Genomic DNA, 14,720 nt, shown 5'->3' on the forward strand with positions numbered 1-14,720 from the left:
GTCGCAAGGGGCGTGGGGCGACGCTGCGTAGTAGCCAGTGAAGCCCGCGTCGCATTCGTCGGACGCGAGACGGTACAAGAAGGATGATCCCCTCCATGTCGAGCATGGCTCTCGATCGCAGGTCCCTGTTGCGCGGCGCGGCTGCGGGCGGCGGGCTGCTTGGCCTTTCGGGCCTGATGCCGGCTTGGGCCCAGACGGGTTCGCCGGGGCTGCGCGCCGATATGCCGACGCTGACGGGGCCGAACATCGACCTGACGGTGGGCCATTCCCACTTCACCGTCGGCGGGCGCACTGGCCACGCCTTCACCGTCAACGGCCTGCTGCCCGCGCCCCTGCTGCGGATGCGCGAGGGGCAGAACGTGCGCCTGTCGGTGACGAACACCCTGGACGAGGACACCTCGATCCACTGGCACGGCCTGCTGCTGCCGTTCCAGATGGACGGGGTGCCGGGGATCAGCTTCCCCGGCATCAAGCCGCGCGAGACCTTTGTCTATGAGTTCCCGATCAGGCAGTCGGGCACATACTGGTATCATAGCCATTCGGGGATGCAGGAGGCCATGGGCCACTATGGCCCCATCGTCATCGACCCGGCGGGCGTCGATCCCGTCGGTTATGACCGCGAGCACGTGCTGGTCCTGTCGGACTGGAGCTTCCTGCATCCGCACGAAATCCTGGCCAAGCTGAAGAAGAGCCCCGGCTACTTCAACATGCAGAAGACGACGCTGGCGGGCCTGCTGGACGGGTCGGACGGCATGGATCTGGCCGAGCGTCGAATGTGGGCGGGGATGCGGATGGACCCGCGCGACATCCTCGACGTCAACGGCACGACCTATACCTATCTGATCAACGGCCACGGCCCGCAGGAAAACTGGACCGGCCTGTTCCGGCCCGGCGAGCGGGTGCGGCTGCGCGTCATCAACGCCTCGGCCATGTCGATCTTCAACGTCCGCATTCCGGGTCTGGCCATGACCGTGGTCCAGGCTGACGGCGAGCATGTGCGTCCGGTCGAGATCGACGAGTTCCAGATCTCGGTCGCCGAGACCTATGACGTCATCGTCCGCCCGACCGAGGACCGGGCCTACACCATCGTGTCGGAAGCCATCGACCGTTCGGGCATGGGCCGCGCCACCCTGGCCCCGCGTCTGGGCATGACGGCGGAGGTCCCGCCGCTGCGCAAGGTTCCCAACCTGACCATGGCCGATATGGGGATGGGCGGGATGGATCATGGCTCAATGGCGGGGATGGACCATTCGGCTCATGGTGCAGCGGCGGGAGCCGCCGCCGCCGCCGCGCCGATGGACCACGGCGCCATGAGCATGCGTGACCCCAACAACGCCCCCGCCGACATGGCGGTCGGCGTCGGCGTGGACATGGTCTCGCCCGCGCCCGCCAACCGCCTGGGCGAGCGGCCTCAGGGGCTTCAGGACGTCGATCACCGGGTGCTGGTCTATACCGATCTGCGATCACTTGAACCGAACAAGGATGCGCGTCCGCCGTCGCGTTCGATGGAAATCCATCTGACCGGAAATATGGAACGGTTCATGTGGGGCTTTGACGGGCGCAAGTTCTCGGAGTTGGTCGAGCCCATCCGCTTCGAGCTGAACGAGCGGGTCCGCGTCACCCTGGTCAACGACACCATGATGGCCCACCCGATCCACCTGCACGGCCACTTCTTCGAGCTGGTCAACGGACACGATGGACATCAGCCGCTAAAGCATACGGTCAATGTCGCGCCGGGCTCGAAGGTGACCTTCGACCTGACCGCCGACGCGCCGGGCGACTGGGCCTTCCACTGTCACCTGCTGATGCACATGCATGCGGGGATGTTCAACGTCGTCACGGTTCGTCCGCTGGAAGGAGCCGCCCGATGAGCCGCCCCCTGTTCGCCGCCGTCGCGGTTCTGCCCCTGATGCTGGCCGCCGGTTCCGCCGTGGCCCAGACGCACGGCGGGCATGCAGGCCATGGCGCCCAGGCCGCGCCCGCTCGTCCGCCGCAGGCGCGCCCGAGACCCGCGCCCAAACCGCGCGCCGCCGCGTCTCAGCCTCAACGCGCCACGCCGCCGGTCCCGGCCCAGGCTCCCGCCGTCGATCCACATGCTGGGCACGTCATGAGCGGTCACGCCGGTCACGGCGCTCAGCCTGCTGCTGACCCCCACGCGGGTCACGCCATGAGCGCGGCCCCGGCGGCTGCGACCGACCCGCACGCCGGGCATGACATGAGCGGGATGCAGACGGCCCCCGCCGCCGACCCTCATGCCGGTCACAACAGGGCCCCGGCGGCTGATCCTCATGCGGGTCACGACATGGGCCAGACCCCGGCGGCGGACCCCCACGCAGGTCATGACATGTCGGCCATGGCGCCCGGTGCGCCCAACATCCCGACCAGCGTCGACGCGGTCGGCGGGCGCATGGTCGAGACGCCGCCGCCCGCCGCCGCCCGCGCTGCGCCGGCCCATGCGGCGGACCTGCTGTTCGATCCCGCCGTCATGGCGGCGGCGCGCAAGCAGTTGCTGGCCGAGAACGGCGACGTGCGCACCACGGCGGTCCTGATTGATACGCTCGAAGCCAGTTTCGACGATGGCGAGGAGGGCTACAGCTGGAACGCCCAGGGCTGGACCGGCGGCGACATCAACCGCTTCTGGTGGAAGACCGAAGGCGAGGGCGCCTTCGACGGCAAGCTGCACGACGCCGAGGTTCAAGCCCTCTACAGCCGCGCCGTCGCCCCGTTCTGGGACGTGCAGGCGGGGGTTCGCCAGGACTTCCGACCCGACGGCGACGATACGACCCATTTGACGCTCGGCGTTCAGGGCGTCGCGCCCTACTGGTTCGAGGTGAGCGCCGCCGCCTTCCTGTCGACCGATGGCGACCTGACCGCACGCGCTGAAGCCGAATACGACCAGCGCCTGACCCAGAAGTGGATTCTGCAGCCGGCGCTGGAACTGGAAATGTCGGCCAGCGATATTCCTGAGCTGGAGATGGGTTCGGGCCTGACCTCGGTCACGGCGGGGCTGCGCCTGCGCTATGAAATCCGCAAGGAATTCGCCCCCTACGTCGGCGTGGAGTGGAGCCGGTCGTTCGGCGACACCGCCGACTACGCCAAGGCGCGCGGCGACGACGTGGAGGCGACGCGCTTCGTCGTCGGGATCAAGGCCTGGTTCTGATGACGAACCGGGCGCTGCGGCGGATGGGCGCGCGCGGCGATCAATGTCGTGCGAACCGTTCGCGTTGTGCTATCTGATGCCCATGGCCAAGGGTGGATTCAGGACAATGGTGTTGGGGGCGCTGCTGGCGCTCGTCGTCACCATGTTCGGTCTCGTGCCCGTCGCCGACGCGGCGGTCTGTGGCCCTGAGCTGCCGCATGATGTGGCGACGGCTGATGGGCTGGTCGTCGAAGTCCACGATGCGGATACGGACGACCACACGGGTCCTGCGGGTGCGGCCTGCGCCCACGGCCATTGCCACCATGCGGCCAACGCTCTGATTCCCTTCCTGGAAACGCCTGCTGCGGCTTTTTCAGGCGTTGCGCGACTGTCCCCCCTGCCGAGCGATCTGCTGACGTCGCGCGTGCCCGGCGGACTGGAACGCCCTCCCCGAAGCTGAGCGGACGCCGCGCCGATGGGCGCGTCTTCTTGTCAGTCATTCGGGATATGAACCATGTCTTCCCTGAAACGCCGGGGGCCGCTTGCGCTCGTCGGCTGCGCCCTGGCCGCTTGCGCGGTCTGGGACGTCGGCCCCGTCAGGGCCGACCCCGCGCCTGCCTATGAAATTCTGCTGGAGCGGATAGGGCGGAACGCTCCTGCCCAGGTCGAGGCCGACGCCCTGCTGGAGGCCGCTGAGGCGCGCCTCCGCCAAGCCGGTGTCCGCGCCAATCCAGAGCTGGCCCTGCGCGCCGACGGCGTTCTGGGCGGCAAGCCCTATGCCGGATGGGGCGAGGCCGAGATCAGTCTCGACCTCACCCAGAACCTGGAACTGGGCGGGCGTCGCGGCGCGCGCGTCGATGTGGCCCGCGCCGAGGTCGGGGTCAGCGCCCTGCGCCGCGAACAGGCGGGTATCGACACGGTCGCCCGTCTGGCCCTGACCTATGCCGAGGCCGAGGCGGCTGAACGTCGTTTCGCTCTGGCCGAGGACGCCCTGACCCTGGCCGTGGCCGACGCCCGCGCCGCCCTGGTGCTGGTGGAGGAGGGGCGCGAACCGCTGTTGCGCGGCATCCAGGCCGAAACCGAGGCGGCCATGGCGCGGGCGGCGGTGGAGGGTGCGCGGGCGGAGCGTGACGTGGCCTTCGCGCGACTGACCGACGAGGCCATGCTGCCGACGCCGGTGACGTCGGTAGGGGCCGGTGTGCTGGACCGGACCTCGCCCGCGACGCTGGACGCCGCGGCTTCGCTGGCCGTGCGCGTGGCCGAGGCTGAAGCCGAGGCGGCTGAGCGTCGTATCGGACGCGAACGGGCCGAGGCCCGACCCAATGTCAGCGCCTCGCTGGGCGTGACCCGCTATCAGGCCGAGGACGCCACGGCCTTGACCGTCGGCCTGTCCATGCCCCTGCCGCTGTTCGACCGGAACCGGGGCAATATCGACGCGGCGCGGGCCGAGCATCGCGCCGCCGAGGCGCGGGTGGCGGGGGCGCGGCTGGCCGACGCCGCCGAGCGAAGCGCGGCCCTGGCGCGGCTTCGCGCCTCGGCCAGTCGGGTCGCGGCGGGCGACATGGGCGTGGCCTCGGCCGAGGAGGCCTATCGCCTGTCGCGGCTGGGGTTCGAGGCGGGGCGGATATCCCAGCTGGAGCTGCGCTCGACCCGCGTGGCCCTGATCTCGGCGCGCGACGCCGCGGTCGAAGCCCGTCTGGCGCGGGTGCGCGCCGAAATCGAACTGGCGCGCCTGCAAGGCCGCGCCCCCTTTGAAGGAGGTCGCTGATGCGTCCGTTCCAGACTCATCGCTCCCGGCTGCTGGCCGGCGCCGCTGTCGCCGTCCTCGCCATCGGCGGCGCGGTCTTCCTGCTGACCCGCGACGGATCTGAGCCGGCGGTCGCCGAAGCCGCAGAGGCGGCAGGCGCGCCTGAGGCGCCGGAAGGGGTCGTCCTGCTGACCGCCGAACAGATACAGGCTTCGGGCATTTCCGTCGTGGCGGTCGGACAGGGCGGCGGCGGCGAAGTGCGTCTGTCCGGTCGGGTCGAGCCGATGATCGACGCCCGCGCGGCGGTCGCGGCCCCGGTCGGCGGGCGCGTCGAGCGGGTCCTAGTTGCGCCGGGACAGGCGGTGCGCGCCGGTCAGGTTCTGGCCGTCGTGGTCAGCGGGGACGCGGCCGTCATCCGCGCCGACGCCGACGCGGCCTCAGCTTCGGCCGAGGCCGCCCGCAGCGCCTATCAGCGCGACCGCCGACTGGCCGAGCAGGGCGTGGTGGCGCGTCAGGATGTCGAGACGGCGCACGCCCGCTATCTCGGCGCCGAGGCCGCCGTGCGCGCGGCCAGGGCGCGGGTCGCCGCCAGCGGGGCGCCGGACGCATCCGGTCGCTTGAGCGTGACGACGCCGATCTCTGGCGTTGTCACCTCGGTTCAGGTCGGTCCCGGCGGCTTTGCAGCCCAGGGCGGAGTGGTGGCCGAGGTGGCCGATCCGGCAAGGGTTGAACTGGTCTTCCACGCGCCGCCTCTGGCCGCGGCCCAGGTGCGGGTCGGCCAGACCTTGCGAGCCCAGGGACCGGCCGGAGAGGTCGACGCCGTGGTCATCGGCGTGGCGGCGGGGGCGGGCGGCGAAAGCGGCGCCACGGTCATTCGCGCGCGTCCGGTCGAGGGCCAGGCGCCGCCGGCGGGGGCGTCTGTTGCGGGCGTGCTGACGACGGCGGGGGCGTCGGACGGGCTGACCGTGCCGACCGAGGCGGTGCAGACCATGGAGGGGACCGCCGTGGTCTTCGTCCAGGTCGAGGGCGGCTTTCGGGCCGCGCCGGTGCTGACCGGGCGTCAGGCCGGGGGGCAGACCGAAATCCTGCGCGGGCTGGACGGCGACGAACGGATCGCCGCCGCCGGGGCCTTCCTGCTGAAGGCCCAACTGGGTCTCGGCGACGCCGACCACGGCCACTAGGGAGAGGTCTGATGTTCAAACTCATCATTGAGGCCTCGGTCCGCCATCGCTGGTTCGTGGTTCTGGCGGCGGCCCTGATCGCGGCGCTCGGCCTCTATAATCTGACGCGTCTGCCCATCGACGCCGTGCCCGACATCACCAATCGTCAGGTGCAGATCACCACCCTGGCGCCGGCTCTGGCGCCCGAACAGGTCGAGCGACAAGTCACCTATCCGCTGGAGACGGCGATGGCCGGGCTGCCGGGACTGGAGAGCACCCGCTCGCTGTCGCGCAACGGCTTCAGCCAGATCACTGTCGTCTTCACCGACCGTACCGACATCTATTTCGCACGCCAGCAGGTGGCCGAGCGGATGCGCGGCGCCTCCCTGCCCGAGGGCGTCGAACCGGCGCTAGCGCCAATCACTACGGGCCTGGGCGAGGTGCTGATGTGGACGGTGGACTATGCGCCGTTCGACGCCCGCAACGTCAAGGCAGGCAAGCCCGGCTGGCAGGCTGACGGCGTCTATCTGACGCCCGAGGGCGAGCGGCTGACGACGCCGGCGCAGCGCGCCACCTATCTGCGGACGGTGCAGGACTGGATCATCGCGCCGCAGATGCGGACCACGCCGGGGCTGGCGGGGATCGACGTCAACGGCGGCTTTGTGAAGGAGTATGCGGTGCGGCCCGACGTGGCCGCCCTGACCCGCTATGGCTTGTCCGTCACCGATCTGGCGACGGCGCTGGAGCGGGCCAATGTTCAGGCCGGCGCCGGCCATGTGCAGCGCGCGGGCGAGGCCCTGGTGGTGCGGGTCGACGCGAGGGCCGCCACGGTCGAGGATCTGGCTCAGGCGCCGGTCGTCAACCGGGCCGGGCTGACGGTGCGGGTCGCGGATGTGGCCAGGGTCGAGATCGGCCAGGCGCCGCGTCTGGGCGGCGCCAGCCGCGACGGGCATGAGGCGGTGCTCGGCACGGCCCTGATGCTGGCCGGAGAGAACAGCCGCACCGTGGCGCAGGCGGCGGCCCGGCAACTGGCGCGCGTCAGCGACAGCCTGCCGCCCGATGTGGCCGCCGTGCCGGTGCTGGATCGCAGCCAACTGGTCGATTCCACCATCGCCACCGTGGCCCGCAACCTGGCCGAGGGGGCCATGCTGGTCATCGTCGTCCTGTTCCTGCTGCTGGGCGATTTCCGGGCGGCGGCGATCACGGCCCTGATGATCCCGTTGAGCTTCCTGTTCGCCGTCATCGGCATGAACCGTTTCGGCATCAGCGGAAACCTGATGAGTCTGGGCGCGCTTGACTTCGGCCTGATGGTCGACGGCGGGGTGGTAGTGATCGAGAACACCTTGCTGATGCTGAGCCAGAGGCGGGGCGAACTGGGGCGGCCGCTGGTCGTAAGTGAGCGGCTGGACATCGCCGTCCGCGCGGCGCGCCAGATGGTCAAGCCGGCGGCGTTCGGCCAACTGATCATCCTCCTGGTTTTCACGCCCCTGCTGCTGCTGGAAGGGGTGGAGGGCAAGACCTTCGTGCCGATGGGCGCGACCGTCATGCTGGCCCTGGTCGGAGCCTTCGTCTTTTCCTTCACCTTCGTTCCGGCGATGGCGGCCCTGCTGGTGCGCGAGTCTAGAGACGTCCGTCTCGGCGCCAAGGGTCAGATCGAAGAGCATGAGACGCGCCTGTTGCGCGTCGCCCGGCGGGGCATCGAACCGGCGATCCGGGCGGCGGCGGCGCGGCCCAAGGCGGTGCTGGCGGCGGCTCTGGCTGCGCTGGCGCTCGGGGCCGTGTCGTTTGCGACCCTGGGGCGCGAGTTCGTCCCGACGCTGGACGAGGGCGACATCGCCATGCAGGCGTCGCGCGTGCCGTCAGTCTCGCTGGAGCAGTCGCTTCAGATGCAGAGGGGGCTGGAACGGGCCATCAAGGCCATGCCCGAGATCGAGACCGTCTTTTCACGCACCGGCACCGCCGAGGCGGCGGTCGATCCCATGCCGGTCAATGTCTCGGACAGCGTCATCATCCTGAAGGACCGCAAGGCCTGGCCGGACCCTAAGCTGACGAAAGAGGAACTGATCGAGCGGATTGAGCAGACGGCCGGTCAGCAGATCGGCAATGCCTTCGAGTTCAGCCAGCCGATCGAACTGCGGTTCAATGAGCTGATCTCGGGCGTGCGCAGCGACCTGGCCGTCATGATCTATGGCGAGGATTTCGAGCAGATGAAGGCGGTCGCCGACCAGGTGGCCGACCGCCTGCGCCAGACGCCGGGCGCGGCGGACGTCAAGGTCGAACAGGTGTCGGGCCTGCCCACCCTGACGGTCAGCGTGGATCGCTTCAACGCCGCCAGCTACGGCCTGTCGGCGGCGGACGTCAGCGAGACGGTGTCGGCGGCGGTGGGCGGCGCGCAGGCGGGCCGCATCTTCGAGGGCGACCGCCGCTTTGACGTGGTGGTGCGTCTGGCCGACGAGGCGCGCAATGACCCGGCCAGCCTGGCCGCCCTGCCTGTCGTCGCCGCCACCGGGGTGATCGCGCCCCTGTCCTCGCTCGCCGTCATCCAGACGGGGGAGGGGCCGAACCAGATCAGTCGCCACAACGGCAGCCGTCGCATGGTGGTTCAGGCCAATGTGCGCGGCCGCGACCTGGGCGGCTTTGTCGCCGAGGCTCAAAAGGCGGTGGCTGATGTGCCCCTGCCGACCGGCTATCGGCTGGAGTGGGGCGGGCAGTTCGAGAACCTGAAACGGGCCGAGCAGCGATTGTCGCTGGTCGTGCCGGTGGTCTTCGTCCTGATCGGCGTCCTGCTGTTCATGGCCCTAGGGTCGTTCACGGAGGCGGGGCTGGTCTTCGCCTGCGTGCCTCTGGCCCTGGTCGGCGGGGCCTTGGCCCTGTTGCTGCGGGGGATGCCCTTCTCGGTCTCGGCGGCGGTCGGCTTCATCGCCGTGTCGGGGGTGGCGACCCTGAACGGGCTGGTGCTGATGCAGGCGATCCGCGAGCGGCTGGAAGCCGGGCTGGCCCCGCTTGAGGCGGCGGTTCAGGGGGCGTGCAGCCGGTTGCGCGCGGTGCTGACCACGGCGACCGTGGCCATCGTCGGCTTCCTGCCCATGGCTCTGGCGCACGGGGCTGGGGCCGAGGTGCAAAAGCCGCTGGCGACCGTGGTGATCGGCGGCCTGCTGACCGCCACGGCCCTGACGCTGCTGGTCCTGCCGAGCCTTGCGGCGCGGACGGTGAAAAGGCGGGCTGTGGTCTAAGGGCTGCGAGAATGAGAGGTGGAGCCCCCTGCGGGACGCAGGGGGCTCCGCAGGCACTTAGAACGAAACGCGGACGCCGATGCGGCCGGTGTAGTTCCTGTAGTCTTCGCCAGCGTCGGCCTTGGCTTCGACGAAGCCCGTCAGGCCGGTCTTCGAGGTGAAGGTCACGCCCAGTTGGTATTGGCCGTAGGCGTCGACCGCGGTGTTGGCGAAAGTGCTGTCGGCTGCGCCCGAGGTGAAGCGGACACCGTCTTCGCCGGCCAGTTCCTGCACCAGATGGGCCCCCAGATAGTAGCCGATCTGGCCCTGGGCGATGGACCCGGCGCCGCCGAGGCGGGCGCCGGCCTTGGCGCGCAGGCCGTCCAGGGCTTCGAAATCGATCACCGCGCCTTGCGAGGCCAGGGCGTCGAGGTCGGTGCGGCTGTAGGCCAGGCTGACCACAGGCTCGAAGAAGAAGGCCTGGGTTTCGATTTTTCCGTTGAACCGGGCGCCGGTCTCGACCTGGAGACCGTAGCCGCGACCGTCGAGGTCTTCGTCATAGCCGGCGGTGGTGCTGCGGGCCTGGATGTCGATCAGGTCGTACTTGGCCAGGGCGTTGACGAAGTAGCGACCACGCTGAACGCCGGCGTAGGCGCCCAGGTTGAGGCCCTTGTAGTCGGCGCTGTCGGCCTTGTCCTTGAACTCCAGCGTCGAGTCGACATAGCCGCCGGTCAGACCATAGGTCACGCCCGTAGCGCCGATCACGCCCAGGTCGACGCCCATCTGACCGCCCACATGGTCCTGGGTATAGGACAGGTCGACGGTCTGATCGACGCCGTTGCCGGCGCGGATCAGGGTCTCGTCACGCTTGTCGGCGGCGCCATAGACCTGGCCCCAGACGCGGCGGTCGGAGGCCGCCTGGCTCGGATCGCGCAGGGCGGCGGTGTGGGCCGACCAGGCGTCGGCCGACTGACGCCACAGGGTCTGGGCGCCTTCGTTCAGCTTGAGCGTGCGGAAGACGGCGTCGCCTTCCGTCACGGCGATGAAGAAGTCGTCCGCGGCCACATCATGACGCACGCCGTAACGGGCGAAGCCGATGTTGGTGGTCTCATCCGCCATGGTGAAGGCCCCGGCCGCCGAACCGCCGGCGGCGTCGACCAGTTTCAGAACGGCGCCCGGCTTCAGCTGGGCGGCGGTCTTGTAGTTCAGGGTGATGGTGGTCGTGCCCGTGGCGCTGCCGCCGACGACCAGTTGATCGTAAGCCGGTCCGCCGGTCGCGCCCGCGTCCATGTCCAGCACCAGACGTCCGTCCATGCCCACATAGTCGCCCGAGATCGTCAGAACGTCGCCCACGCGGCCGTCGGCCAGGTTGATGGTTCCAGCGTTCACGAAGCGCTCGAGACGCGCCAGGGTCGCATGGCCCTGCATCGTCACCAGGCCGGTGTTGACGAAGCGGTCGCTTCCGCCGCCGAAGTCGCTGAAGCCCGACAGGACGAAGCGTCCCGTGTTGTTGACGACGTCGTCGCCGGCGCCGAACTCGACGTTGCCGGTGATCAGGCCGCTGTTGTTCAACGTCACCTCGCCCTGGGCGAAGATCGTGCTCTGCTCGCCCCGGTTGATCGTGCCGGCGTTGTTGATCAGCACGGTCTCGCCTTCGGCGTAGATGGTGCTGACGCCGCGCATGGATTTCGTGGTGACGGAGGCGGGGTTGATGCTCCGCACGCCGCTCGTCAGGACGCTGGCGGCGCCGATGTTGAGGACGACGTCGCCGTCCTGGGAGGTGGCCAGGATGGCTTCGGCGTTGGTCGAGGTGATCCGGCCCGTCGTGGAGACGGTGATGTCGCCTTCGCCGCTGCTGGCCCGGATGGCCTGGTCGTGAGCACTGACGGCGGCGGCCGTCACGAACATGTCGCAGACCTCGCTGCTGACGTTGACGCCGCGGCTGCCGTAGCCTGTGGCCGAGACGCTATTGACCTTGATCGTCGCCGTATTGCTGGTCGAGCTGGCCAGGACGCCATCGGAATCCTGGCCCAGGGTCGAGACCGAATTGACGTCGACGAAGATCCCGCCCCCGCCGTTCACGTCGACGCCATGGGCCTCGCTGCCTTCGGTGGTGATCGCGCCGGTGCTGACGACGCGGGCGACGCCGTCGGCATAGAGGTCAAGGCCGCTGCTATCCGCGCCCGTGGTCGTGACCGAGCCGACGGTGACGTTCAGGTCGCCCGTGTCGTTCCGGGCGTCGACGCCTTCGCTGTAGTCGCCGCTCGTCGAGATCAGGCCTTGCGCGATGATCGTGACGAGGTCCCCGTCGCCGTTCACATTGATGGCGTCGGAACTGTATCCGCTGGTCGTGACCGCCGCCGTGGTGACGCTGATGTCGCTCCCGCCAGAGGCGTCGATGGCATCGGCGTTTTCACCGGAGGTCGAGACCGGGGCCTTGGCGACGATGGTGATCTTGCCGCTGTCGCTTTCGGCCAGAATGGCGTTTGCGAAGTCGCCGGTGGTCGTGACGGCCTCCGCCGTGGTGATGGCGATGTCGGCGCTGTCGCTGCCGGCGCGGACCCCGTTGCCGTTTTCGCCGGAGGTCGAGATCGCGGCCAGGGTGAGGATGTCCACCGACCCGCTGTTGCCAATGGCGCGGACGCCGTCGCCGTAGTCGCCGGTGGTCGTGATCAGGCCATTGGCGACGATCTTGGCGATACCGCTGAGGCTGTGGGCATAGAGGGCGGCGCCGCTCCCGCCGGTCGTGACGGCGGCGGCGGAAACCGTGACGTCGTTTTCGCTCTGGGCGGCGACGCCATAGCTGTCGTTTCCGGTCGTGGTGATCGAGCCGGTGCTGACGACGCTGACGGTTCCGCTGGACGCCTGGGCAGAGATGCCGCTGCTGCTGTCGCCGGTCGTCGTGATGGCGGCGGCGCTGTTGACTTGAACCGTGCCGGATTGGGTGGAGGCCAGGATAGCGTCGCTGTCTGCACCGCTCGTGGTCAGCGTGCCCGAGGCGTCAAGCGTGACATCGCCCGTGAGCGTCCAGAGATTGACGGCGTCGCTGTCGCTGCCCGTCGTCGAGACTGAACTGACCTCGGCCCGGATGTCGGACTGCAGAGCCTGCAGCCGGATGGCCGTGGCGAAGTCGCCCGTGGTCGAGACGGCGCCGTGGCTGATCAGCGAGATGTCGCCGCCCGTGTCGGCGGTCTCGGCGCTGATCCCATAGGCGCTGTCGCCGGTCGCGGAGACGGCACCCTGGTTGGTGATGGAGATCGGGCCGCTCACGCTTTCCGCATGGACGCCGGCGCTGCCCATGCCTGCGGTCGTGAGATCGCCGGTGTTTTCGATGGTCACGGCGCCCGAGGTGGTTTGCGCCTTGATCGCATGGGCGAAGTCCTCGGTGGTCGTCACGGAGCCCGAGTTGTTGATCTTCAGCCCGCCAGCGCCCGTGAGGCTGCTGATGCCCGTGCTGGACGACCTGATGTCGCCCGCGTTGGCGACGCTGACCGAACCATCAATGCTCGTGGCGTAGACGCCGAGGCTGCCTTGGCCCGTGGTCGTGATCGTCCCCGAGGTGGCGAGATCCACATTCCCGGAGCCGAAGGTGTTGGCGGTGATCGCGTGGCTGTTGGCGCCGGCCGTCGTGACCGAAGCGATCATGGCCGTGATGTCGCCCTGCTCGTTGGACAGGGAAACCCCGATGCTGTTGTCGCCGGTGGTCGAGACCGCGCCGGTGCTGACGAGGGTCACATCGCCTTCAAGGTTGCCGATGCCGATGCCGTTGGCGGCGAAGCCCGAGGTTGAGACCTCGCCGTGGTTTTTGACCAGAATGTCGCCCGTCTGGCTGGTGACGACAATGCCGGTCGCCCCATTCCCGGTGGTGGCGACGGTCCCGGTCGCCTCATTGGTAAGGGTGACTGCGCCGCTGACGCTTTGCGCCACGACGGCGTGGGCGTTGTCGCTATTCGTTGCGACCTTGCCGGTGTTCAGCACGTCCACGGCGCCGCTGGACGAATAGGCCAGAATGCCGCGCGCTGCGCTGCCGACGGTCGTCAACTGGTTGGTGTTTTCAACAGATACGGCGCCGGTGTTGGAGCGGGCTTCAATGCCATGGCTGTCGTGGCCGGATGTGGAGATCATGCCGTCGTTGGTGACCGAGACGGCGCCATTGCCTGACTCGGCCTTGATCGCTGCGCTTAGCGCGCTGGTGGTCGTGACGGCGCCGGTGGTGGTGATCGTGGTCCTGCCGTCGATGTTCTGCGTCAGGATGCCGGAACTGAAGAATCCTGCGGTCGCCAAACTGTCCGCTGTGACGGTGATGTCGCTGTGGTCGTTGGTGGCGAAGATGGCTGCGCTGTTGGCGCCCTGGGTGGCGCCTGAAGCGATATCAATCGTGATCGCGCCGGACCCGGTGGTTGCGCCGGATGAGGTGGCGCGGACAGCGTGGCTGCCGTTGTTGCCGCCGGTCGTCACGGAACCTGCCGTGATGTCGAGCGCGCCCCCAGTCATCTGGGCGATGACGCCGTGGCTGTTGTTGCTGAGCGTCGTCACGTCGGCGACTTCGATCACGACATCGCCGCCGGCCATGACATTGACGCCGCTGCTGAACTGGCCCTGGGTCTGGATCGTGCCGTCGCTTGTGATGCTCACGGCGCCGGTGACGGCGTTGACCCGGATGCCGTTGGCGTCGTGGCCCTGGGTCGAGATGTTCTCGACGTGGATGTCGAGGGCGCCGTCGTAGGTCGACGTTGCGATCCCGTTGGCGTTTGACTCCGTCGTGGTGATCGATCCTGCGTTGATGACGGTGTCGCCCGCGCCGTTGGAGGCCGAAATGCCGTCCCTGGTGCTGGTGATCGAGGACGAGTTGACGGTCAGCAGGCCTCTGTCCGTGACGGCGAGAATGCCAGTGCTGTTTGTGCCCGTCAGAAGGATGGCGCCGGCCTGGTTGATCGTCAGATCGCCGTCGAAGGTCGAGCCGGTGATGCCGCCGACATTGGCGCCGGACGCGTTCACCTGGGCGGCCGCTTCAAGATTGATCGTCAGATCATTCGCCGCCATCGCGCCGTAGGCGATGCCGTTTGCATAGGGGGCGCCGGCCGCCGTGCAGGTGACTTCGCCGTTGACCACGGCGCCGCACTCGTCGGGGGCGAAGGCTAGGGCGGGGGAGGTCAGGGCCACGGCGGCGCCGACCAGGGCCGAGCCGATCTGAAGGCGCGAGCGCAGCGGCAGGGACTTGCCGATAGGTTGAGAAATAGTTACCGATGAGTGCGTGAAGGTGCGCATTTTGGTCCTGAGAATATTGTCTATCCACCGAAAGCCATAAGGCTGTGGGGCCTTTTTGCTTGGTTCAGGCGGAACCTGAGCGGCTGGTGAGGTATTCTCGGTTGTCGCGCAATGGTGATGAACTCTGTTTTGCTGCGAGGTTGCCGGATGATTGCTTTTCGTCACTAAGATGTAGCAATGCGTCACTGGGACGT

Annotated in this window: 7 protein-coding genes; 6 read left to right on the forward strand and 1 reads right to left on the reverse strand. The window is 68.8% G+C overall.

The window, feature by feature from the left end; genetic code table 11:
* Positions 1-95: 95 nt before the first annotated feature.
* The 6 genes from HX774_RS09305 (at position 96) to HX774_RS09330 (ending at position 9,279) form a co-directional block, all read left to right on the forward strand.
* A complete protein-coding gene (locus tag HX774_RS09305) occupies positions 96-1,871 on the forward strand; it encodes a copper resistance system multicopper oxidase (RefSeq protein ID WP_178826231.1) in 1,776 nt (591 codons plus the stop codon).
* Positions 1,868-3,160 carry a copper resistance protein B gene (locus HX774_RS20065; protein WP_255500300.1) on the forward strand — a complete coding sequence of 431 codons (1,293 nt, stop codon included), beginning with the start codon at positions 1,868-1,870 and terminating at the stop codon, positions 3,158-3,160. Before HX774_RS09305 ends, HX774_RS20065 begins: the two co-directional genes overlap by 4 nt.
* 76 nt (positions 3,161-3,236) lie before the next feature.
* The gene (locus tag HX774_RS09315; RefSeq protein WP_178826233.1) at positions 3,237-3,599 is read left to right on the forward strand and encodes a hypothetical protein; all 363 of its coding nucleotides are present in this window, start codon (positions 3,237-3,239) and stop codon (positions 3,597-3,599) included.
* A gap of 54 nt (positions 3,600-3,653) precedes the next feature.
* Positions 3,654-4,907 (forward strand): TolC family protein, encoded by a 1,254-nt coding sequence (locus tag HX774_RS09320; RefSeq protein ID WP_178826235.1) that lies wholly within the window; start codon positions 3,654-3,656, stop codon positions 4,905-4,907.
* Complete coding sequence (locus tag HX774_RS09325) at positions 4,907-6,067, forward strand: efflux RND transporter periplasmic adaptor subunit (protein WP_178826237.1); 1,161 nt, start codon at positions 4,907-4,909, stop codon at positions 6,065-6,067. The genes HX774_RS09320 and HX774_RS09325 overlap by 1 nt, the downstream gene beginning before the upstream one ends.
* An 11-nt stretch (positions 6,068-6,078) precedes the next feature.
* Complete coding sequence (locus tag HX774_RS09330) at positions 6,079-9,279, forward strand: efflux RND transporter permease subunit (protein ID WP_178826239.1); 3,201 nt, start codon at positions 6,079-6,081, stop codon at positions 9,277-9,279.
* A gap of 57 nt (positions 9,280-9,336) precedes the next feature.
* On the opposite strand, the gene HX774_RS09335 is transcribed toward HX774_RS09330, so the two are convergent.
* Entirely contained in the window at positions 9,337-14,526 is a 5,190-nt protein-coding gene (locus HX774_RS09335; RefSeq protein ID WP_178826241.1) for a hypothetical protein, read from the reverse strand.
* Positions 14,527-14,720: the final 194 nt, after the last annotated feature.

Origin of the sequence: Brevundimonas sp. P7753 (assembly GCF_013386595.1) — a bacterium.
In the GTDB taxonomy this organism is placed as follows: Bacteria; Pseudomonadota; Alphaproteobacteria; order Caulobacterales; family Caulobacteraceae; genus Brevundimonas; species Brevundimonas bullata.

Excerpts from the sequence above, each read along its gene's own strand:
- HX774_RS09305 (WP_178826231.1), top strand. The coding sequence starts at position 96 with ATGTCGAGCATGGCTCTCGATCGCAGGTCCCTGTTGCGCGGCGCGGCT.
- HX774_RS20065 (WP_255500300.1), top strand. The coding sequence starts at position 1,868 with ATGAGCCGCCCCCTGTTCGCCGCCGTCGCGGTTCTGCCCCTGATGCTG.
- HX774_RS09315 (WP_178826233.1), top strand. The coding sequence starts at position 3,237 with ATGCCCATGGCCAAGGGTGGATTCAGGACAATGGTGTTGGGGGCGCTG.
- HX774_RS09320 (WP_178826235.1), top strand. The coding sequence starts at position 3,654 with ATGTCTTCCCTGAAACGCCGGGGGCCGCTTGCGCTCGTCGGCTGCGCC.
- HX774_RS09325 (WP_178826237.1), top strand. The coding sequence starts at position 4,907 with ATGCGTCCGTTCCAGACTCATCGCTCCCGGCTGCTGGCCGGCGCCGCT.
- HX774_RS09330 (WP_178826239.1), top strand. The coding sequence starts at position 6,079 with ATGTTCAAACTCATCATTGAGGCCTCGGTCCGCCATCGCTGGTTCGTG.
- HX774_RS09335 (WP_178826241.1), bottom strand. The coding sequence starts at position 14,526 with ATGCGCACCTTCACGCACTCATCGGTAACTATTTCTCAACCTATCGGC.